Source organism: Idiomarina sp. HB (genome assembly GCF_048059115.1).
Taxonomy (GTDB): Bacteria; Pseudomonadota; Gammaproteobacteria; order Enterobacterales; family Alteromonadaceae; genus Idiomarina; species Idiomarina abyssalis.
The window spans coordinates 221301-241319 of the sequence record NZ_JAYLVU010000004.1 but is presented as its reverse complement, the minus strand read 5'-3'; the positions used below and the strand labels follow the sequence as shown (position 1 = coordinate 241319).

Here is a 20019-nt window from a genome sequence, read left to right as displayed (position 1 = left end):
CCTAATTAGTTACTGCACCGCAACTCGGTCGCGGCCGTCATGTTTCGCGGCGTACAATGCGTCATCTGCGGCTTTAAAGAGTTCATCAACGTTATCAAAAATACGTGCACTGGTGGAGATAACGCCAACACTCAAGGTAATTTTAAGCAAGCCGGCATTGGTTTCAAACTCAGTTTCACGAACTTGCTCAAGCAATTGTTTTGCAAAAATCTCAGCTTCCTGTAAGTCGGTTTCAGGAAGAATGATGGCAAACTCTTCTCCGCCATAACGGCACACAATATCAGCAGCACGCTTTGCATGTTTCTGCATTAAACTTGCCAGCTGCTGCAAGATTTGGTCACCTGCCAAATGCCCGTGGGTGTCATTAACGGGCTTAAAGTGATCAACGTCAATCATTAATAACGCCAGTGGCAACTCACGGCGTAACGTTCGTCTTAGTTCTCTATCAAGATGCTGTTGAAAGTAACGGCGATTATAAAGCCCCGTTAATGGGTCTTCAGTGTTCTTTTGCTCCAGCTCGGTATTTACATCCTGCAATTCTCTTAAAGCGACTTGCAGCTCAAATGTACGTTCATCAACGCTTTCTGCAAGCTCACGGTTATAGCGTTTCTCGGCCAGCAGCCGCTCTTTGCGTTGTTCGCTATAACGTACAGCCAGAACCCAGGACAGCAGCAGGATCTCAATACCGGAGCCTATCATAATGGCATGGCGTTGAATGAACATGCTGTCAATAACGCCAAGGTATCCCAGCGAGTTAGCAACAACCGAGACCAACAAACTGCACCAGGCCAGCGTGAAAATACGGGCGTAGACAAAGCCTTTACGCCACATGTAGGCGCCGACAAGTAACAGGAATAGACATCCCGGCACTGCCAGACTCAGCAGCACGTGGATACTGATTCGATAACTGGCAAAAATTGCAATTAACAGACTGATAGCTGACAGAAACGCCATAACCATCAGCCCCCGGCCCCATGTGTACCGATAACGCTTAAGTTCAAGCAGCTGATAAGCAAATAAGGCAGCCGTTAAAAAGGTTAAACTCCCGAATATGGGAATCCCTTTATCTTGCAAATACAGGGAGTTAGGCCAAAGGTAATGGAAACCCAGCCCCTCCAGCGACAACATAAGGCCGGCAAAAAATAAGGTATAAAGTGAGTAAACGCCAAACTCCGGTTCCCGTGAAGCGATAAAACCAAACAAGTTATATACCGCCATACAAAGCAAAACACCAAAGTAAACACCTTCAGCTATCCGTCGGTTCATTTGCGTTTCAAAGAAACCAATTTCAGTTCGCACTGCAATAGGCAGACGCATAGAGCTTTGAGTATTGGTTTTTATGTAAATCTCACCGTTGGTATTTTCAGGTAATGGGACAGCAAACTCTGAAGTGGGTATCGGCCTCTCACCGAACGGCACCGTGTCACCCATCTGGTAAGTTCTGACCCCTTCAGGCTGAATGATATAAATGGTCAGCTCGTCGAGTAACGGGTAGGCAATGTGCAGAATGCGATCGTAGGGTTTATTTTCAAGTTGAAAACGAAACCAATATTCGTCACTGGTATAACCAAAGGATGCCCGATCACTCTCCAGTTTTGACCATTGGCTGGCTGACAGGTTTCGGACTGTTTCCAGGTCGAGTTTTTGCTCGCTGTGAGTATATTCAATGGAAAGTTCCGACTGGCTTGTCGGTAACAGTTGCGCCTGAGCTGCGGGCATCATTACCACCAGCAGAACGAAAGCTGTCACTAACCACTTCAACACATTCAGCGAGAATGCTTTAGTCACTTTGTTCTCCCGGCCCAAAAAAACGCTCAGTGTTTGCGTAGGTTAACTCTGCTAACTTTTGCGTTGATATCTGCAGATGCTTTGCCAGCGTTTCACCGATAACAGGTAACAATGCAGGCTCGTTCATTTTAGGACGCGGTTTAATACCTCTGGGCAATAAAAACGGCGCATCCGTTTCTAAAACCAATCTGTCGAGTGGCAAATTCGGCAGCGCCGCTACCAACTCCTGATTACGCCGGTCATCACACAGCCAACCGGTAATACCAAACCAGTGATCGCGCTCAGCATAGCGTTTAAGTTCATCGGCACCGCCTGTAAAGCAATGCGTTAAACATAAGGTGTTATCAGCACAGTATTGGTTAAGCAGCTCAATTTGTCGGTCAATGGCGTCACGTTCATGTAAATAAAGCGGCAGGTTGAGCTCATTAGCCAGTTCAATTTGCGCAACAAATACAGCTTCCTGCTCGGGTCTGGGAGAATAGTTGCGATTAAAATCGAGTCCGCACTCTCCTATAGCAACCACGCCAGGGTGCTGGGCTAACTCTTTTAACTTCTGTTTGTAATCCGCAGGCGCTTCACCGGCATCATGAGGGTGAATACCTACAGTCATCACCAATTGCTCAGGAAACTGCTGACACAATTTAATGGCCTGTTCAGCCTCATCAATAGAGGTTGATATGATCAGTTGCTTCCGCACCTCTGCTTGCTGAGCCCTCAGCATGACGCCATCCAGGTCTTTCAGCAGTCGCTTATTGGTTAGGTTTACGCCCGCATCAAACCACATCGTCCTCTTCCTTTTTACCCGGCGTATACCAACGACTGACTTGTAAGCCCAACTCGAACAACATCCACATGGGTATTGCCAGCAAAGTTTGAGAAATAACATCCGGAGGTGTTAACAACATTCCGATAGCGAAGGCACCAACAATAATATAAGGCCGTTTTTTCGCCAACGACTCCCGACTGCAGGTTCCCGTCCAAATAAGCAGCATAATGGCAACTGGCGTTTCAAACGCAATACCAAACGCGACGAAGATAGCTAAAACAAAGTCGAGGTAACGGGATATGTCTGTGGCTACTGTGACACCCTCCGGTGCTGCGCCGGTAAAAAACGCCATAGCAACAGGTAAAACCACAAAGTAAGCAAAAGCAATGCCGGCATAGAAAAGTAACGTGCTGGTGGCCAAAAGCGGAATCACTAAGCGCTTCTCGCGTCCATACAAGCCCGGCGCAATAAACCCCCACACTTGCCATAATAAATAAGGAACCGCCAGCGCAAGGGCTACCACCAGAGTTAATTTAAAGGGCGTGAAAAAAGGGGCGGCGACGTCTGTGGCTATCATTTGCGTGCCGAGCGGCATATTACTGAGCAAAGGTTGTGCAACAAAGTGGTAAATGTCATTGGCAAAGTAAGCCAGTGAAGCAAACACCAACAAAATTACCAGTATAGAGCGCAGTAACCGGTTTCTCAGTTCAAGTAAGTGGTCTAATAAAGGCGAGTCACTCATTCCGCACCTTTATCCGTGTCCGTTTTTGGCTTGTTGTCAGTTTCCGGCCTGGCTTTTGAATAAGGTCGCTGAACATCGGCTGCCGCGTTCCTTAGCTCAACCAGTGAGCGCTGCAGCTCCGGGCTTAAATTTTCCAAATCCTGACTTTCAGCTTGTTTCAAATGCTCGTGCAATTCTTTTATGCGCAGCTCATTATCGAGCTCACTTTGCACTTTTTGGGAGTATTGCCTGATACCAGATAAGGTTCTCTGAAAGCCGCGAATAGCTGACGGCAGGCGCTCGGGACCGAGCACCAGCAAGCCGACTATCGCTATAAGCAATAACTCCCAAAAACCAATATCGAACATCTACGACTTCCCGGTTTTATCCGAATCTGACTTGTCGTCATGCTCTTCTTTGTGTTGCAGCGAGTCATCGTCTTTATCTTTGTCATCCGCTTCATCGCCCATGGACTTTTTAAAGCCCTTTACCGCATTTCCCAGGTCGGAACCCAGATTGCGAAGACGCTTGGTGCCGAACAGCAAGACAACAATGACTAACAGTATGAGGAGCTGCCAAGGTGATATACCCATTTTATTTCCTATCGTTTACGTTAAATAAGTTCACTATTTGTCGTTTTAGGCCGGGTGCGCCAGGCCATAATTCCCAGAATAACAGTGACGACTCCGGAACCAATAGTAACCTCAGATAACTCGGACTGGTTCCAAAGTAATGTCGTACAAATTAAACCGCTGCCGGTTAATACCGTCCAGAACAGGGAGGTTGAAGCCTGCTTCTGAGTTAAAAGCTGTTGCCTGCGCAGCTGCCGTTCTCGTTCATCAATATTGTGTTGCTGGCGTAAGTTTTCATACAGCATCATTGGCATTTCAGGCAATTTCTCAGCCCAGTACGGCGCGTTCTCTTTCACCGAACGGACAATAGCACGCCAGCCCAGTTGCTCATTCATCCAACGCTCGAGGAATGGTTTAGCGGTTTTCCATAAGTCCAGTTCCGGGTATAGCTGGCGACCCAAACCTTCAATGTACAATAAGGTTTTTTGCAGTAAAACCAGCTGCGGCTGCACTTCCATCTCAAAACGTCGCGCCGTATTAAATAAGTTGATCAGCACGTGTCCGAAGGATATTTCCGCCAGTGGCTTCTCAAAAATAGGCTCACAAACCGTTCTTATGGCAGACTCAAACTCTTCAATATTGGTGTGCTTGGGTACCCAGCCTGAGTCAACATGAAGCTCCGCAACTTTGCGATAATCACGGTTAAAAAAGGCCAGAAAGTTTTCGGCTAAATAGCGTTTATCGTCGCGGTTAAGGGTTCCGACAATACCGAAATCAATACCGATATAACGCGGGTTTCTGGGGTCATCTTTCGCCACAAAAATATTACCCGGGTGCATGTCCGCATGAAAAAAGCTGTCGCGGAATACCTGGGTGAAAAAGACTTCAACGCCCCGTTCAGCGAGCTTTTTCATATCGACACCACGAGCTTGCAGGGTCGCAATGTCGCTTACCGGAATACCGTCAATGCGCTCCATAACCATCACGTTATGGCGACTGTAGTCACTGTAAACCACCGGAATATAAAGCATGTCTGAGTTTTCAAAGTTGCGCTTTAACTGTATTGCATTACCTGCTTCGCGCATTAAGTCCAGCTCATCGAGCAAGGTTTTCCGATATTCTTTAACCACCTCTTTCGGCTTTAAGCGCCGCCCATCCGGTAAATGGTTTGCAGCCACCGATGCCAGAGTTTCCATCAGCTCCAAATCGGCATTAATAGTCTCGCGGATATCCGGACGAATAACCTTTATAACAATATCCGTTAACTCGCCGTCTCTTTTCTTCAGTTTACCGGTATGCACCTGAGCAATTGATGCCGACGCCAAAGGGGTTGTGTCAAAATCAGCAAAGCAGTCACTAATACTCTGTAAACCTAAGGACTTTTCGATAATACGCTGCGCTGCATGACCATCGAAAGGAGGGACTTTGTCCTGCAGACGTGCCAGTTCAATCGCAATATCAGGCGGTAATAGATCGCGGCGGGTAGATAGCATTTGACCAAACTTAACCCACACCGGACCAAGCTCTTCAAGCGCCAGCCTTAACCGCACACCCGCAGGCTTGTCTTTGTGCTTATTGGGTAACCAAAACAACGCATGACGTCCTAGACGAATGGTCCAGGGCAACCAGCGTGCGGGGATAAGATCATCTAACCCATAGCTCAGTAGTGTTTTGGTAATTTTATAAAAGCGACGCGTCCGCATCATTAACCCTTCTTCTCACGACACTGACGTTCAAGGCGCTCAATTTGAGCCCGCAGCTGTTGTAAATCGGTTTTAAACTGGTCAAATTCAGCTCTTACCGGTAATAGTTTTTTCTCTTCAGTTAGCACACCATGGACCCAGCGCTGCTGCTGTTGCCATTGTGTTTTTACCTGCTCGCGGCTGCGACGCCAAAGCTTGCCCAACCAGTGTGCAGGCACGTCGCCTATGGTCTTCGCCAGTTCCGCTTCCCAGTCGACGTTTAACGACTTAAACAAGCTCACCACCTGTTGCGCCAGCATAGGGTCACCGTCAATATCCAGTAAATCCGCTTTGATCAGTCGCGTCAGGTTGGCTGTATCCTGCAGCTCGGGCAGTACACCCATTTCTGTTGCTATCCGGCAGTCTACATCGCTCTCATCCGACGTACTGAGCTGCACACCGTGGGTGTCCACACTCACGGTAATTTCAAAAGGCAGCTCTTTCAGATGAAAGCGCAGACGCTTTCCGTCCAGACGCTGCAAACGCTCCACCGACTCCGGGTCACGGTGCAACAGATTATTCGCTACCTTTTCAACCAACAAAGTTGGAATAAGCGGTAATAACGTCATCAGAATTTATACCCTCGGTGCAGTGCAACCACGCCGCCAGTCATATTCTGGTAATCGACTTTTTCGTACCCGGCAGTGCTCATCATCGACTTCAGTGTTTCCTGGTCCGGATGCATGCGGATAGATTCCGCCAAATACTGGTAGCTGTCAGAATCGTTAGCAACAGCCTGTCCCATTTTGGGTAAAATGTTGAACGAATAGAAGTCGTACACCTGGTTCAACGTAGCCGATACCGGTTTAGAGAACTCAAGAATTAATACACGTCCGCCAGGTTTGAGTACCCGCAGCATAGAGCGCAGAGCTTTGTCTTTGTCGGTGACATTGCGCAAGCCAAAAGCTATGGTAATAACGTCAAAGGTATTGTCATCAAACGGAAGTTCTTCCGCGTCAGCCTGCACATAACGTACATTGCCAATAACGCCGCTATCGCGCAATTTGTCACGGCCTACTTTCAGCATAGCGTCGTTAATATCGGCCAGTACAACTTCGCCCTCAGCCCCGACACGGCGTGAAAACTGCGCGGTTAAGTCGCCGGTTCCACCGGCAATATCCAACACTTTCATACCGCGGCGAACACCACTGCAGTCAATGGTGTAACGTTTCCATAAACGGTGAATGCCAAACGACATTAAGTCGTTCATGACATCGTATTTTGCCGCTACCGATTGAAAGACATCAGCGACCAGGCTTTTCTTCTGACTGCGGGCAACTTTTTGGTACCCAAAGTCAATGGATTCTTCGTTTTTATCGTTCATTTAACTATCCCGAACTGATTTTGTACTAGTGTACTTGATGATCACACCTGAGCATAGTGGTCACGACGCGGTAACCAGCGCTCAATTAACGCTTCAGCGCTTTGTGGGTAGTGCTCTAATACGTGCTGAGCAATATTTTGGGCTTCTGGTATTAACGCTTCATCGCGCTCTAAATCAGCCACTTTCAATTCGGCCAGACCGGTCTGCCGGTGCCCCAGCAATTCACCCGGTCCGCGAATTTCTAAGTCTCGCTGTGCAATCACGAAACCGTCGTTACTTTCCCGTAAAACGCCCAGTCGCTGCTGCGCCGTTTGTGACAACGGACTGTGATACAGCAGCACGCAGTGACTGGCTACCGAGCCACGACCAACTCGTCCGCGCAACTGGTGCAACTGAGCCAGGCCCAGCCGCTCCGGGTTCTCAATGATCATCAGCGACGCATTAGGAACATCCACCCCAACCTCTATGACTGTCGTTGCGACCAATAGGTCAATGTCACCCGCTTTAAACGCCTGCATCACCTGTTCTTTCTGCTCGTGCTTAAGCCTGCCATGCACCAGGCCAATACTTAAACCTGGCAGCTGCTCCTGCAAGTCATTGGCGGTGTCTTCTGCGGCCTGACATTCAAGTACATCGGACTCTTCAATAAGCGTACACACCCAATACGCCTGACGGCCTTCAGTGGCACAGACCTCCCGCACACGCTCCACAATTTGTTCCCGCCGGGTATCCGGAATGGCAACCGTCGTGACCGGTGTGCGTCCGGGCGGCAATTCATCAATAACTGATGTGGCTAAATCCGCATACGCTGTCATAGCTAAAGTGCGCGGGATGGGTGTTGCGGTCATAATCAATTGATGAGGATGCACACCGGCCTGAACGCCTTTTTCGCGTAATTGTAACCGTTGATGCACACCAAAACGGTGCTGCTCGTCAATAATAACCAATGCCAGGTGCTGATATTCAACATCCGCCTGAAACAGCGCATGGGTTCCAACCAGTAACTGGATCTCACCTTGTTTTAACTGTGCCAGTAACTCCTGACGGGACTTACCTTTTGATTTGCCGCTCAACCAGGCGACATTAATGCCCAGCGGCATTAACCACTGACTAAAGGTAATAGCGTGCTGCTCAGATAAAAGCTCGGTTGGTGCCATTAAAGCCACCTGGTATCCGGCTTCAATCGCGGCCAGGGCACTGAGCGCCGCAACCAGAGTTTTGCCCGAGCCAACATCGCCCTGCACGAGACGCATCATTGGTTGGCCTCGGGCCATATCGCTGGTAATTTCTTTCACCACTCTTGCCTGCGCGCCAGTGGGTGAAAACGGCAACTGCTTTAAAAATGCCTCTTGTAACGCACCATTGCCTTTTATGGTAAAGCCCGCCTGAGCCTGTCGGGACTGGCGTAACTGCAGCAAACTTAATTGATGCGCAATAAGTTCTTCCGACGCCAGTCGCTGCTGCGCCGGATGCTCGCCTTGCTCCAACTGATGCAAAGGAACATCTACCGGCGGCCGGTGCAGAGTTAAAATCGCTTGTTCGAGAGAAAGTTGATGGGGCCTTAATTTTTCCGGCAGAAGCTCGGGCAAAGAACCAGGCTGAAGATACGTCAGTGCCTGCTCAATGATCTTACGCAATAGCCCTTGAGTTACACCTTCTGTCATTGGGTAGACTGGTGTCAGAGTTTCCTGCATATTCAATGGCTCACCGGCTTTAACAACGCGGTATTCCGGGTGGATCATCTCCCAGCCGGTCATGCCGCGGCGCACTTCACCAAAGGCTAATAAATGCGTGCCTTGAGCAAATTGTTTTAACTGAGCAGCACTGAACTGAAAAAAACGCAGACTGATACTGCCGGTTTCATCGCTGGCCTGACAAATCAGCATGCGCTTACGGCCGTACTTAATATCGGCATGCCGCACCGTGACCAAAACATTGGTTGCCACACCAGCACGCAAATTTGCAACGTCGGTCACTTGGGTACGGTCTTCGTATCGCAGCGGCAGGTGCAACAGTGCATCGCTGACAGAGGCTAAGCCCAGCTTGCGCAGCTTAACCGCAACCTTTTCGCCCACACCTTTAAGTACCGTCAGTGGAATGTGCTGCAGTCCTTTTACCGCCACCTTTGCTCCTTATCTTGCACGCATCGCCAGCCACCAGGCTTCGTCCGCGACAATTTGTCCATTTTCATCCAACTCCGGATAAGGCATATTCTTACGCTTGCATGCCTTGGCATAAATCGGATGACCGCCTTCAAACAGCACTCGGTGTCGTTCTTCGGCACTCACGTGCGTTTTATCGTACAAACCAGCCAGTTCACGCTGGCGTTGCGCTTCATACAACATCACAGCGCCAGCTACAGAAACATTCAGTGACTGTACCATGCCCACCATAGGAATCATCACATGATGATCAGCAATATCCAGCGCTTCATCGGTTACGCCATATTTTTCCTGACCCAGTAAAATAGCGGTCGGCTTGGTGTAATCGACCTCACGGAAGTCTACAGAGTGTTCTGACAAGTGAGTCACCACCACCTGCATACCTTGTCCCTGAGTTGCCTCCAGCGCTTCACCAATGGTTTTATGGTTGTGAATTTTTACCCAGTTCTGGCTTCCTAAAGCAGTCCCGCCGGACAACCTCGCCTTTTTGGTCAGCCATATCGCGTGCATTTCATGGACGCCTATCGCATCTGCCGAGCGAACCACCGCAGATAAATTATGGTTTTTATGCACGTTCTCCATGACAACGGTCAGGTCTGGCTGGCGTTTGTCCAGCATCTGGTTAATTCGTTGATATCGTTCAGGACTCATTGCTTTTTTATAAAAATAGGACTAGATATAAGCAGTATACCCGAGAGAATCGGTCAGAACTAACCCTATGCTTCATCAAGGAAGACAAGAATAATAATGTCGTACTCCTATATTGCCCGGCAACCGATACTCACCAGAGACCAAAAAGTCTATGGTTATGAGCTGCTTTTCCGCGACAGCAACTCCAACAGTTTTCCTAATATTGACCCAAATGAGGCAACCTCCAAATTGCTTCTGGAGCAGCACTTACTGGGTGATATTCAGACGCTGTGCATGGGTAAGCAGGCGTTTATTAATTTCCATGCCCGCACTTTGTTAAACGACTTTCCTTCTTTTTTAAATGCCCGAACGGTATGGGTGGAGCTGCTGGAGACTGTTGGCGTTGATGCACCTTTACTTGAAGCCTGCAGCAGCACTACGTCGAAAGGCTACCGCATTGCGTTAGACGATCACGACTTTGACGGGCAGTGGGATCCGGTTATTCCGATGATCAACATGGTGAAAGTTGATATTCAGGAGCAGGGCTTAAACCTCGAAAGTAAAATTCGGTTCTTCAAAGAAAAGGGAATTCCTCTTTTAGCCGAACGGGTTGAGACTTACGACGAGTTTGAACGTTGTCTTGAATTGGGCTTCGATTATTTTCAGGGCTTTTTCTTTGAGAAACCTCAGGTCGTACAACAAAAATCGCTCTCGCCAAACCGTATTAGTAAGCTGACATTATTATCTGAGGTTCATAAAAAAGAGCTCGACTTAAATACCATAAGGCAGATCATCGAGCAGGACTTGTCGCTGACATACAGTTTACTGAAACTGGTGAACAGCGCACTTTACGGCGGCCGTAAGAAAATAGAAAACATTCAGCACGCTTTAGTCTATTTAGGCGATGCCGAAATTCGCCGCTTTGTTACCTTGGTGGTGTTAGCCAATGTCTCGGCAGGGCAACCTGAAGAGCTGACCATTAAATCAGTGACCCGGGGGCGTTTTATGGAGTTAGTCACGGTCGAAATTCTCAATGAAAAACATCGCTCCAGCGCTTTTCTAGCCGGTATGCTTTCGTTACTGGATATTATACTGGGGGTACCGATGGACGATGTTCTCAAACAACTGCCACTTTCTTCAGAAATCACAAAGGGGCTGAAAAGCCGCGAAGGTGTCTGGGGCTATCTACTGCAAATGACCGAAATTTACGAGCGCGGCGAGTGGGACGCTCTGGATAAGCACCCTTTAAAACAAAAATTAAACGGCACCGATATTGGGCAGCTTTATATCGATGCCAGCCAATGGTGCCGTTTAGCGCTATTTTGAACCTTAACCTAAAAGCTTACGCGATACCTCATAGATGTCCGTCCGACGGTCTTTTTTATTCGTTACCGACCCTTCGTGATGCAAATAACGCAGCTCATCCAGGTTTAAGTCAGAAAACATCAACATTTCGGTGTTCGGTGTCGTTTCCGACATAATTGCGTCATGCGGGAAAGCAAAGTCAGACGGTGAAAATACAGCCGACTGCGCATATTGCACGTCCAGACTTTCTACTTCAGGTAAGTTACCCACACTGCCACAAATAACCACATAGCATTCGTTCTCTACCGCGCGAGCCTGAGCGCAATGGCGTACGCGCAAATAGGCATTGCGGGTGTCCGTCCAGAACGGCACAAACAGAATCTCCAGTCCCTCATCGGCCATTATGCGGCCAAGCTCAGGAAACTCGACGTCATAGCAAATCAAAATGCCAATGCGTCCGGCGTCGGTATCAAAAACTTTGACTTCGTTGCCGCCTTCAATAACCCAGTCGCGTTTTTCGTGTGGCGTAATATGCAACTTATACTGCTCTTCCACCGAGCCATCGCGACGGCATAAATACGACACGTTATAAATTGTATCGCCATCCTGAAGCGGCATAGAGCCAGTAATGATATTGACGTTGTAACTGACCGCCATTTGCGACATTTCACGCTTAAACAGATCGGTGTACCCAGCCAGAAAACGAATCGCGTCCATTTGCTGGCTCTGGTCAGTCAGCCCCATTAACGGTGCGTTGAAAAACTCCGGAAAGACAGCAAAGTCACTTTGATAACCCGACAAAGCATCAACAAAGTATTCCACCTGCTTCAGCAGCTCTTCTACCGACTCAACCGAGCGCATTTGCCACTGCACGGCCCCCACGCGTACGTTTTGAATACGGGTGGTGAGAATGTTATCCGATGGCTCGTACAGAAAGTTATTCCATTCCAGCAAAGTCGCAAAGCCGCGCGACTTCTCGTCCTCGGGTAAATACTTGCCCAGCAGGCGTTTTACGCTAAAGTCGTTGGCCAGCTGAAAGGTCAGAATGGGATCATAAATTTCACGGCGCTGCACCTTATCCAAATATTGGCTTGGCGTCAGTTCGTTAGAGTACTTATAGTAATTGACGATACGACCACCTGCCAGAATAGCCCTCAGGTTCGCCTGTCGACAAAGCTCTTTACGCGCATCGTACAAACGGCGGCCCAGTCTGTAACCCCGGTATTCAGGGTGAATTAAAACATCCAGGCCATAGAGCGCATCGCCTTTCTTATTATTAAGAATGGCTTCTCTGTGACCAATTAAGTCGTCGTAGGTGTGGGGGTTAGAGAACTTGGTGTACTCAACTTTTACGGTCAAGGCGACCCCGACAATGCGTCCATTGTCCTCCAGACAAAACTGGCCTTCCGAGAAATCTTTTATCAGCTTTTCTATCGTAAACTGACTCCAGGAGCCGCCTATATCTTTATAGACCGCATCCATTAACGCTTTCAACTGTTCGTAATCTTCCAGGCGCAAATTTCGTATTTGCAAATGCAGTTCATCCGGGCTCATTATCTCTATCCTGATCTAAAACAACTTTACCGACAGTCTACACGTAATTGGAATAAGGTTGCATCAGGATAATTAGCTGTATAAACTTCTGGACGTCCAAATAAAAATAAAAGGCTGACACATGACAGATGCTTCGCCACAACCGGCTAGCGCTAAGGCGCTGTTACCTCTAGCGTTATTCTTAGTTTTGTTCTTAGGAACAGGGCTGTATTTTCAAAGCGAAGGCGTAGAGTACGCGTTTTATCAACTGCCCAGCCCGGTGGCTATTTTACCGGCAATAGTGCTGGGTATACTGCTCAGCAAACAGGCTTTTGAAGAACGTATTGAAACCTTCGTCGGTGGTGTCGGCGACAACAACATCATTACCATGTGTTTAATCTACTTATTGGCCGGTGCCTTTTCCACGGTCGCAGAAGCAACCGGCGGTGTAGATGCCATGGTGGCTTTAGGTTTAAACATTATCCCTCCGTCATTTCTGCTGCCCGGGCTATTCATCATAGCGGGCGTTATATCCACAGCTATGGGCACATCAATGGGTACCTTGGCGGCACTGGCCCCGGTCGTTCTGGGTATTGGTGAAGCAACGGATATCAGTCTGCCATTGCTGGCCGGAGTGCTGGTTAGCGGCGCGATGTTTGGTGACAACTTATCCATCATCTCTGACACCACCATTGCTGCAACTCGTACACAGGGCTGTACCATGCGCGATAAATTCCGTGCGAACCTTAAAATTGCAATACCAGCAGCTATTTTCACCGTTATTTGGCTGATCACTTACGATACCAGTCAGGTGCCTCTGGAGATCCCGGAAGCTAACCTCTGGCTGTCACTGCCTTACTTCGCCATTATTGTACTGGCGGTAATGGGGCTTAACGTTTTTGCCGTATTAGGCCTTGGTATTGTGTTAGCCGCTGCTTTTGGCATGTTCACGGTCGACTATGAATGGGTTGCTTTCAGTCAGGATATTTACGAAGGCTTTGGCAGCATGCAGGAAATTTTCCTGCTGTCGTTACTCATTGGTGGCTTATCAGCGCTAATCCGTCAGCAGGGCGGACTGGCTTTCTTAGCCGCTTTTGTCGAAAGTGCTGCCAACAAGGTGAGTAAACACAAGCAACGAGCCTCCGCCATTGGCGTTGCCGCACTGACCGCACTGACCAATTTCTGTGTTGCCAACAACACCGTCAGTATTCTGTTAGCCGGTGAGGTCAGCAAGCGTTTGGCAAAAGTGGGTAACTTAGCACCACGACAAAGCGCCAGCTTATTAGATATTTTTGCTTGTGTTGTACAAGGCGCGTTGCCGTATGGAGCGCAAGCATTACTAATGGGAGCTAGCTTTAAAATATCCCCATTGTCAGTCAGTTTGCATACGGGTTATTGCTTTATTCTGGCAGCAGTGGCTATTGCCATTATCATCTGGCGCCGACCTCTGGAGGACAGAGAGCCGACACCAGAGTCAGCCTAAATTAGTTGGTGCTGGGCAGTTCCATAATGCCGTCAATTTCAATCTGCGCGCCTTTCGGTAATTGTTTTACGCCGATAGCCGCGCGAGCCGGATACGGCTGTCTGAAATGTTTTGCCATCACTTCGTTCACAATAGCGAACTGACTCAGGTCGGTCAGGTAAATCTGAACCTTGATCATATCCTGTAATTCACCACCGGATGCTTCACAAACTGCAGTCAGGTTTTTAAACACCTGCTCCGCCTGAGCTGTGAAGTCTTCACTAACAAGCTCCATAGTTTCAGGAACCAGCGGAATCTGCCCGGAAAGATAAACGGTCGTGCCAATTTTGACTGCTTGCGAATAAGTGCCGATAGCAGCAGGCGCTTTATCCGTTGAAATAATTACTTTAGACATATTACTTCCTTAAGCGCGTCACGCGCTGAACATCCGGCATTTTACGAATGTGACGTATCACGTCCGCTAAGTGCTTACGGTTTTTTATGGTTAAAGCCACATCAATGAAATAAATGTTGGCGTCAATTTCTTCGGTCTGCAGACCATCAATATTACAACCCGTGGTGGCAATTGACGAGGTTAACTTGGCCAGTACACCCTGATTGTTAACAATTTCAATGCGAATCTCAGAAATAAACTCGGCGTCGGGTTTGTTATCCCACTCAACCGGGAAGTAACGACCGGGATCATCTTCATGTCCGCGAACGTTTTTACACTCACGGCGATGGATAACCAAACCTTTACCCGGGCTGACATGGGCAATAATATCATCGCCAGGAATAGGCCGGCAGCACTTCGCGAAGCTTACCAGAAGACCTTCAGCTCCTTTAATTGAGAGGCTTTTTTGCGATGCGTTGTCGTCTTTTATTGGCTGTAAATCGCCTAATAACCGCTTCGCAATAGCTATCGACATCATATTTCCCAGGCCAATTTGCTTTAACAGGTTCTCGCGGGTATCAATTTTGGTTTCCTGCAACACTCGGTTAAATTCCGATTCCGGAATTTCATCATAACTGACTTGCCCAAGCGCTGAGCGAAGTAAACGTTCACCCAGTTGCTGCGCTTCATCAGCTTCCTGGCTTTTCAGGTACTGACGGATTTTCGCTCGTGCTTTACCGGTTACGACAAAGTTCAGCCAGGCAATATTAGGACGCGAGTTCGGTGCTGTTTTTATCTCAACCGTCTGCCCTGTCTCTAACGGCTTACTCAATGAATAAGTGCGATGATTAACCCTGGCGCCAATGCACGTATTACCAATATCGGTGTGTACCGCATAAGCAAAGTCTACTGCCGTAGCGCCCTGAGGTAATTCGGTGATACGTCCGTCCGGGCTGAATACGTAAATTTCATCGGGGAACAGGTCAGATTTGACGCTTTCAATAAACTCAAAAGAGTTACCGGCACTTTGCTGCAGCTCTAACAGGCTCTGCATCCACTTACGGGCACGCACCTGAGCGGTAGTACTGGAGTCATCAGATTTTTTGTACATCCAATGTGCCGCGACACCCCGGTCAGCCATAAGATCCATCTCTTCAGTGCGGATCTGAATTTCTACCGGTACCCCGTGTGGTCCTTTTAAAGAGGTATGCAGCGACTGATAGCCATTTGACTTAGGAATTGCAATATAATCTTTAAACCGCGTTTCAATGGGTTTATACAAATTGTGCAGCGCGCCAAGAACCCGGTAGCAGGTATCCACACTGTCCACAATGACGCGGAAAGCATAGATATCCATAACCTGTTCAAACTTAACTTCTTTAGCCTGCATTTTGCGGTAAATACTGTGCAGATGCTTTTCACGGCCGGACACCCGCGCTTTAATATTATTGCCTTCAAGCCGGGAGTTGATTTCGCTCTGTACACGCTCAGTAAACTCGCGTCGATTACCCCGTGCCCGTTTAACTTCCGATTCCAGCAACTTCCCGCGCCAGGGATACAACGCCCAAAAGCCCAATTGCTCCAGCTCGTTTTTAATATCGTGCATACCCAGACGGTGCGCTAACGGCGCATAAATTTCTAAGGTTTCGCGGGCAATGCGGCGGCGTTTGTCGGGCCGGAGGTGCTGAATAGTGCGCATGTTATGGGTGCGGTCAGCCAGTTTAATCAGAATAACCCGAATATCCTGCACCATCGCCATAATCATCTTGCGATAGTTTTCCGCCTGAGCTTCTTCTTTAGAGTTAAACTGAAGTTTATCCAGTTTAGAAACCCCTTCGACCAGACTGGCAACCGTTGCGCCAAAGCGCTCGGCCAGGTCTTCCCGGCTGGTTTCGGTATCTTCAATCACGTCATGCAGTAAGGCAGCCATGAGTGTTTCACAATCCAGCTTCATATCCGCAAGCAAACTGGCTACGGCAACCGGGTGAGTAATATAGGGTTCACCACTGCTGCGTTTTTGCGAACTATGGGCTTCATTTGCTACAACAAAGGCATCACGAATACGCTCCACCTGCTCAGATGGAAGATACTCACTAACTTGAGCCTTTAAGCCTTCAAATAAGTACACCAGATAACTCCCCGGGTCACACCGGACTTATGAATATACTTTCAGAATAAGGGGATTTGATAGAATTGCCAACGGCATTGATGCCGTTGGCGAATAGAAATTTTTATTCGATACCGCGCAACGCATCTACGGCGCGCAGTTCTTCAGCGTCTTGCTGCTTTTGAGCGGCTTGATCTTCGATATCCAGACGTTCGTTGTCGATAAGACCTTGCTCTATTTCACGCAAAGCAATAACAGTTGGCTTTTCGTTCTTTGTTTCAACTAATGGCTCTTTACCATTAGCCAACTGACGCGCGCGGCGTGAAGCTAACAAAATTAAATCAAAACGGTTACCAACACGGTCTACAGCATCTTCTACAGTTACGCGAGCCATGGTTTTACTCCAAATAAAGCGTGAGTCGTATTTTTCGAAAGGCTAAGAATTATACGGAATTAAGCCCTATGATCCAAGCAATTCCTTCAATACCTTTGAATATCTTACTTGTTGGTGCGGCATTTTATGCCGTTGGGCAAAGACAATATGCTCCAGCGATGCCAGAGTAATATCAAAATCATCGTTTACCAGTAAGTAGTCAAACTCATGATAATGCGACATTTCTGCCTGAGCTTTTGCCATGCGCTCAGCAATAACTTCGTCGGAATCCTGACCTCGGAATCGCAACCTTTCTTCCAGAATATCCAAGCTTGGGGGGACAATAAAAACCGATCGCACTTCAGGGTGGTGTTCACGAACTTGTTGCGCGCCCTGCCAGTCAATATCGAGGAAAACGTCTTTGCCTTCAGCCAATAAGGACTCGACGACTTTACGAGAGGTTCCATAATAATTGCCGAACACACGTGCCCATTCATAAAACTCACCCGCATCAATACGCTGTTCAAACTCGTCAGTATTGAGAAAATGGTAGTGGACGCCCTGCACTTCACCCGGGCGCGGAGCACGCGTAGTAGACGATACAGATACCTGCATGGATTGATCGGGGTGTTTTTCCAACAAAGCCCGTATCAGGCTCGACTTGCCTGCGCCACTGGGGGCCGCAATGATAAACAAATTCCCTAACACCGGAGACGCGGTCATAACGGGTTCTCTTTTTAAGAAACGGACGATCACTGTTGGCGCGAAATAATAACACGGTTTCACACCGCGATGAAAATTGAGTAGAGTATGGCTTTTACGCAGCAGCGGTACTAATTTGCAGACTTCATCAGCGCCAGTGGCGAAACCATCAAAACTTCCCCTCTTTTTCGGCCTGTTGGTTCTGGTGTTGCTGGGGCTCAATCTACGCCCGCTGCTAACCTCGGTAGGACCTCTTGCCGACGAACTGCAAACCATTACCAAACTGTCTTTTAGTGAAGTTTCGCTACTGACCACACTGCCCATTTTAATGATTGGTTTAATGGCGTTATTCGCTGGCCGGGTAACAACAGCATTAGGTTATAAGCAGGGCATAGGTCTTGGCCTGCTTGTACTTTGCGCAGGCCTGCTAGTACGCTTATTTGAACCGACAAATATAAGCTTAATCAGTAGTGCCCTGGTTGGAGGGGTTGGTATTGCACTGCTTCATATTGTGATCCCTGAGCTGACCAAGCAAAAGTATCTGAATCGCTTAGGCATGGTCACCGGTCTTTGGTCTGCTGCACTGATGGGCGGTGCTGCACTCGGCGCCGTTGCCACCCCCTGGGCCGCAAACTTACTACCTGAACGGTTCCAGGCTCTGGGGAGCTGGTCCCTGTTGGCCTTACTGGTGCTCGTCATTTGGTATCTCCCTTTTAACCGGGTTCCGGTAGCCAGCATCCCTCCAAGACATCTGCTTTTGCGTGCTCATCGTTATCCAAGGGCCTGGCTGCTCGGTATTTACTTTGCCCTGGTTAATGCAGGCTATGCAGGGTTCATTGCCTGGATAGCACCTTTTTACGCGGAGTTTGACTGGCCAGCACAAAAAGCCGGAAATTTACTGGCACTGTTTTCTTTAGTTCAGGTTATTGGCGCTTTATTGTTGCCGGCTTTATCTCGAACACAAGACCGACGCTTTTGGCTAATGCTAGCGGTTATCACCCAAATGGTGGGGTTTGCCGGACTCAGCTGGTTTCCGACAGCGTCTCCGTGGTTATGGTCCGCTCTGTGTGGTTTTGGTTTAGGTGGCGCTTTTCCGCTGTGCATTGTTATGGCACTGGACCATATCGATAACCCAGTGCAGGCCGGGCGTCTGGTTTCCTTTATGCAGGGTATAGGCTTTATGTTTGCCAGCCTCATGCCGCTTTTAACCGGATGGTTCAGAGATTTTTCAGGCAACTACAGTTTAGGCTGGCAACTACACATCATTGTTGGCTTATTAATTTTGCTGATAACCTGGCGCTTTAACCCCAAGAGTTACAAAGGCTTATTTAACTTGCGGGAATAATTCTCGCAATAATGTCGTCGGCCAAACTCTCTAACTGTTGCTGAGGTAAACCTCGTCCCGCCATGGTGCGCAACCCAATAACATTCGTTTGCAACAAGCGACCAAGACGTTCGGGAGACTGAGCCCGACCAATTTCTCCACGCTGCTGCGCCAACTTGAAAGCATCGGTGAAGCCGCGCTCAAACTCGTCCAGATAAGCTTTGGCAGGTTCACTAAACGTCTTGTCTTCCGGAGTGAACTCAAGCAAAGTTTTCACTAACATGCAGGCTTTCGTCGGCGACTCATTAGATGTCATTACCGCTATATTGCGAAGGTACAAACTGATACCCTGCAAAATAGACGAACTTTGAGCCAATGTCTGTTCAAACTCTTCCGTTGCAAGCACAGCGAACTTTTCCAGAGTTTCTTTAAATAGCGCTTCCTTGTTACCAAAGGCGGCGTAAATACTTCCTGGCCTCATGTCCATTTCTTCTTCGATGTCTTTCATCGAGGTCGCATGATATCCCTTGCGCCAGAAAAGCTTGAGCGCATTGTTAAGCGCTGTTTCCCGGTGAAATTTAGGCGTTCTGGGCATTTTCTTCATCCTTAATTATTGACCTAAAAGTAAGTATAGACCTGCTTGTCCCTAATTTCACTTTAAGAAGTGTTAAGAATTATGATCCAAAGGTTTCGGGAACGACTATTAGAAGGAACATTACAAATAAGGGTAACACTATGGAAATTGTTCAGTTCGGTTCCGATGATATTGAAAATACTCTGGCGAAAATGTCAGATGACAAATTAAACGACATTGCGTTTGGCGCGATTCAGCTCGACGGCAGTGGCAAAATCATCCAGTACAATGCCGCTGAAGGCGATATTACAGGTCGCGATCCGGGTGCTGTTGTTGGTAAAAACTTTTTTAAAGAAGTGGCTCCTTGTACCAACAGCCCTGAGTTTAAAGGCCGCTTCGATGAGGGCGTAAAAAATGGCGACTTGAACACCATGTTCGAATACGTTTTTGACTATGAAATGAAGCCGACTAAGGTCAAAGTTCACATGAAAAAAGCCCTGACAGGGGATACCTACTGGGTGTTTGTTAAGCGGCTATAAC

20 protein-coding genes are annotated in these 20019 nt (G+C 48.2%); 4 read left to right on the top strand and 16 right to left on the bottom strand.

Features of this window, described 5'->3' with window-relative positions; genetic code table 11:
* Positions 1 to 9: 9 nt before the first annotated feature.
* From VBY75_RS12195 to trmH, 10 genes are read right to left on the bottom strand one after another with little or no spacing between them, the layout of a single operon-like run.
* Positions 10 to 1788, bottom strand: coding sequence for a sensor domain-containing diguanylate cyclase (locus tag VBY75_RS12195; protein ID WP_222235893.1), 1779 nt, complete (start codon positions 1786 to 1788; stop codon positions 10 to 12).
* Positions 1781 to 2572, bottom strand: a complete 792-nt coding sequence (locus VBY75_RS12190) for a TatD family hydrolase (protein WP_222235894.1) — start codon at positions 2570 to 2572, stop codon at positions 1781 to 1783. Before VBY75_RS12190 ends, VBY75_RS12195 begins: the two co-directional genes overlap by 8 nt.
* Positions 2562 to 3296, bottom strand: coding sequence for a twin-arginine translocase subunit TatC (gene tatC / locus VBY75_RS12185; protein ID WP_054490121.1), 735 nt, complete (start codon positions 3294 to 3296; stop codon positions 2562 to 2564). The genes VBY75_RS12190 and tatC overlap by 11 nt, the downstream gene beginning before the upstream one ends.
* Entirely contained in the window at positions 3293 to 3643 is a 351-nt protein-coding gene (tatB, locus tag VBY75_RS12180) for a Sec-independent protein translocase protein TatB (RefSeq protein ID WP_222235895.1), read from the bottom strand. The genes tatC and tatB overlap by 4 nt, the downstream gene beginning before the upstream one ends.
* Complete coding sequence (gene tatA, locus VBY75_RS12175; protein WP_199493794.1) at positions 3644 to 3868, bottom strand: twin-arginine translocase TatA/TatE family subunit; 225 nt, start codon at positions 3866 to 3868, stop codon at positions 3644 to 3646.
* 20 nt (positions 3869 to 3888) lie between these two features.
* On the bottom strand, positions 3889 to 5550 hold the full coding sequence (gene ubiB / locus VBY75_RS12170; protein ID WP_174507669.1) for a ubiquinone biosynthesis regulatory protein kinase UbiB: 1662 nt from the start codon (positions 5548 to 5550) through the stop codon (positions 3889 to 3891).
* Positions 5551 to 5552: 2 nt separating this feature from the next.
* A complete protein-coding gene (locus tag VBY75_RS12165; RefSeq protein ID WP_054490112.1) occupies positions 5553 to 6158 on the bottom strand; it encodes a ubiquinone biosynthesis accessory factor UbiJ in 606 nt (201 codons plus the stop codon).
* Complete coding sequence (ubiE, locus tag VBY75_RS12160; protein WP_416512749.1) at positions 6158 to 6913, bottom strand: bifunctional demethylmenaquinone methyltransferase/2-methoxy-6-polyprenyl-1,4-benzoquinol methylase UbiE; 756 nt, start codon at positions 6911 to 6913, stop codon at positions 6158 to 6160. The genes VBY75_RS12165 and ubiE overlap by 1 nt, the downstream gene beginning before the upstream one ends.
* Positions 6914 to 6954: 41 nt before the next feature.
* Positions 6955 to 9036 carry an ATP-dependent DNA helicase RecG gene (gene recG, locus VBY75_RS12155; RefSeq protein ID WP_222235897.1) on the bottom strand — a complete coding sequence of 694 codons (2082 nt, stop codon included), beginning with the start codon at positions 9034 to 9036 and terminating at the stop codon, positions 6955 to 6957.
* A 9-nt stretch (positions 9037 to 9045) separates the two neighbouring features.
* Complete coding sequence (gene trmH, locus VBY75_RS12150) at positions 9046 to 9726, bottom strand: tRNA (guanosine(18)-2'-O)-methyltransferase TrmH (RefSeq protein WP_199493791.1); 681 nt, start codon at positions 9724 to 9726, stop codon at positions 9046 to 9048.
* Positions 9727 to 9822: 96 nt separating this feature from the next.
* Here trmH and VBY75_RS12145 point away from each other — a divergent pair, with 96 nt between their 5' ends.
* Positions 9823 to 11031: an EAL and HDOD domain-containing protein gene (locus tag VBY75_RS12145; RefSeq protein ID WP_416512746.1), complete on the top strand. Its 1209-nt coding sequence runs from the start codon at positions 9823 to 9825 to the stop codon at positions 11029 to 11031.
* Between the two features lie 3 nt (positions 11032 to 11034).
* Here the strand turns inward: VBY75_RS12145 and VBY75_RS12140 are convergent, their stop codons facing one another.
* Entirely contained in the window at positions 11035 to 12564 is a 1530-nt protein-coding gene (locus VBY75_RS12140; RefSeq protein WP_222235899.1) for a bifunctional GNAT family N-acetyltransferase/carbon-nitrogen hydrolase family protein, read from the bottom strand.
* A gap of 121 nt (positions 12565 to 12685) precedes the next feature.
* Between VBY75_RS12140 and VBY75_RS12135 the strand changes: the two genes are divergently transcribed.
* Positions 12686 to 14026: a Na+/H+ antiporter NhaC family protein gene (locus VBY75_RS12135; RefSeq protein ID WP_199493789.1), complete on the top strand. Its 1341-nt coding sequence runs from the start codon at positions 12686 to 12688 to the stop codon at positions 14024 to 14026.
* Position 14027: 1 nt separating this feature from the next.
* Here the strand turns inward: VBY75_RS12135 and VBY75_RS12130 are convergent, their stop codons facing one another.
* The 4 genes from VBY75_RS12130 to gmk form a co-directional block, all read right to left on the bottom strand.
* Entirely contained in the window at positions 14028 to 14420 is a 393-nt protein-coding gene (locus VBY75_RS12130) for a RidA family protein (protein ID WP_416512743.1), read from the bottom strand.
* 1 nt (position 14421) lies between these two features.
* Positions 14422 to 16527, bottom strand: coding sequence for a bifunctional GTP diphosphokinase/guanosine-3',5'-bis pyrophosphate 3'-pyrophosphohydrolase (spoT, locus tag VBY75_RS12125; protein WP_199493788.1), 2106 nt, complete (start codon positions 16525 to 16527; stop codon positions 14422 to 14424).
* 103 nt (positions 16528 to 16630) lie between these two features.
* The gene (gene rpoZ / locus VBY75_RS12120; RefSeq protein ID WP_011235607.1) at positions 16631 to 16900 is read right to left on the bottom strand and encodes a DNA-directed RNA polymerase subunit omega; all 270 of its coding nucleotides are present in this window, start codon (positions 16898 to 16900) and stop codon (positions 16631 to 16633) included.
* 66 nt (positions 16901 to 16966) lie between these two features.
* Positions 16967 to 17602 (bottom strand): guanylate kinase, encoded by a 636-nt coding sequence (gene gmk / locus VBY75_RS12115; protein WP_416512740.1) that lies wholly within the window; start codon positions 17600 to 17602, stop codon positions 16967 to 16969.
* Between the two features lie 136 nt (positions 17603 to 17738).
* Between gmk and VBY75_RS12110 the strand changes: the two genes are divergently transcribed.
* The gene (locus tag VBY75_RS12110; RefSeq protein ID WP_416512738.1) at positions 17739 to 18926 is read left to right on the top strand and encodes a cyanate transporter; all 1188 of its coding nucleotides are present in this window, start codon (positions 17739 to 17741) and stop codon (positions 18924 to 18926) included.
* Here VBY75_RS12110 and VBY75_RS12105 read toward each other — a convergent pair.
* Entirely contained in the window at positions 18910 to 19500 is a 591-nt protein-coding gene (locus tag VBY75_RS12105; protein WP_199493786.1) for a TetR/AcrR family transcriptional regulator, read from the bottom strand. The genes VBY75_RS12110 and VBY75_RS12105 overlap by 17 nt on opposite strands.
* A gap of 140 nt (positions 19501 to 19640) precedes the next feature.
* On the opposite strand from VBY75_RS12105, the gene pyp reads away from it, so the two are divergent.
* Complete coding sequence (pyp, locus tag VBY75_RS12100) at positions 19641 to 20018, top strand: photoactive yellow protein (protein ID WP_054490088.1); 378 nt, start codon at positions 19641 to 19643, stop codon at positions 20016 to 20018.
* Position 20019: the final 1 nt, after the last annotated feature.

Coding starts and splice junctions, on each gene's coding strand:
- VBY75_RS12190 (WP_222235894.1), bottom strand. CDS start 2,572: ATGTGGTTTGATGCGGGCGTAAACCTAACCAATAAGCGACTGCTGAAA.
- tatC (WP_054490121.1), bottom strand. CDS start 3,296: ATGAGTGACTCGCCTTTATTAGACCACTTACTTGAACTGAGAAACCGG.
- tatB (WP_222235895.1), bottom strand. CDS start 3,643: ATGTTCGATATTGGTTTTTGGGAGTTATTGCTTATAGCGATAGTCGGC.
- tatA (WP_199493794.1), bottom strand. CDS start 3,868: ATGGGTATATCACCTTGGCAGCTCCTCATACTGTTAGTCATTGTTGTC.
- ubiB (WP_174507669.1), bottom strand. CDS start 5,550: ATGCGGACGCGTCGCTTTTATAAAATTACCAAAACACTACTGAGCTAT.
- VBY75_RS12165 (WP_054490112.1), bottom strand. CDS start 6,158: ATGACGTTATTACCGCTTATTCCAACTTTGTTGGTTGAAAAGGTAGCG.
- ubiE (WP_416512749.1), bottom strand. CDS start 6,913: ATGAACGATAAAAACGAAGAATCCATTGACTTTGGGTACCAAAAAGTT.
- trmH (WP_199493791.1), bottom strand. CDS start 9,726: ATGAGTCCTGAACGATATCAACGAATTAACCAGATGCTGGACAAACGC.
- VBY75_RS12145 (WP_416512746.1), top strand. CDS start 9,823: ATGTCGTACTCCTATATTGCCCGGCAACCGATACTCACCAGAGACCAA.
- VBY75_RS12140 (WP_222235899.1), bottom strand. CDS start 12,564: ATGAGCCCGGATGAACTGCATTTGCAAATACGAAATTTGCGCCTGGAA.
- VBY75_RS12135 (WP_199493789.1), top strand. CDS start 12,686: ATGACAGATGCTTCGCCACAACCGGCTAGCGCTAAGGCGCTGTTACCT.
- VBY75_RS12130 (WP_416512743.1), bottom strand. CDS start 14,420: ATGTCTAAAGTAATTATTTCAACGGATAAAGCGCCTGCTGCTATCGGC.
- rpoZ (WP_011235607.1), bottom strand. CDS start 16,900: ATGGCTCGCGTAACTGTAGAAGATGCTGTAGACCGTGTTGGTAACCGT.
- gmk (WP_416512740.1), bottom strand. CDS start 17,602: ATGACCGCGTCTCCGGTGTTAGGGAATTTGTTTATCATTGCGGCCCCC.
- VBY75_RS12105 (WP_199493786.1), bottom strand. CDS start 19,500: ATGCCCAGAACGCCTAAATTTCACCGGGAAACAGCGCTTAACAATGCG.
- pyp (WP_054490088.1), top strand. CDS start 19,641: ATGGAAATTGTTCAGTTCGGTTCCGATGATATTGAAAATACTCTGGCG.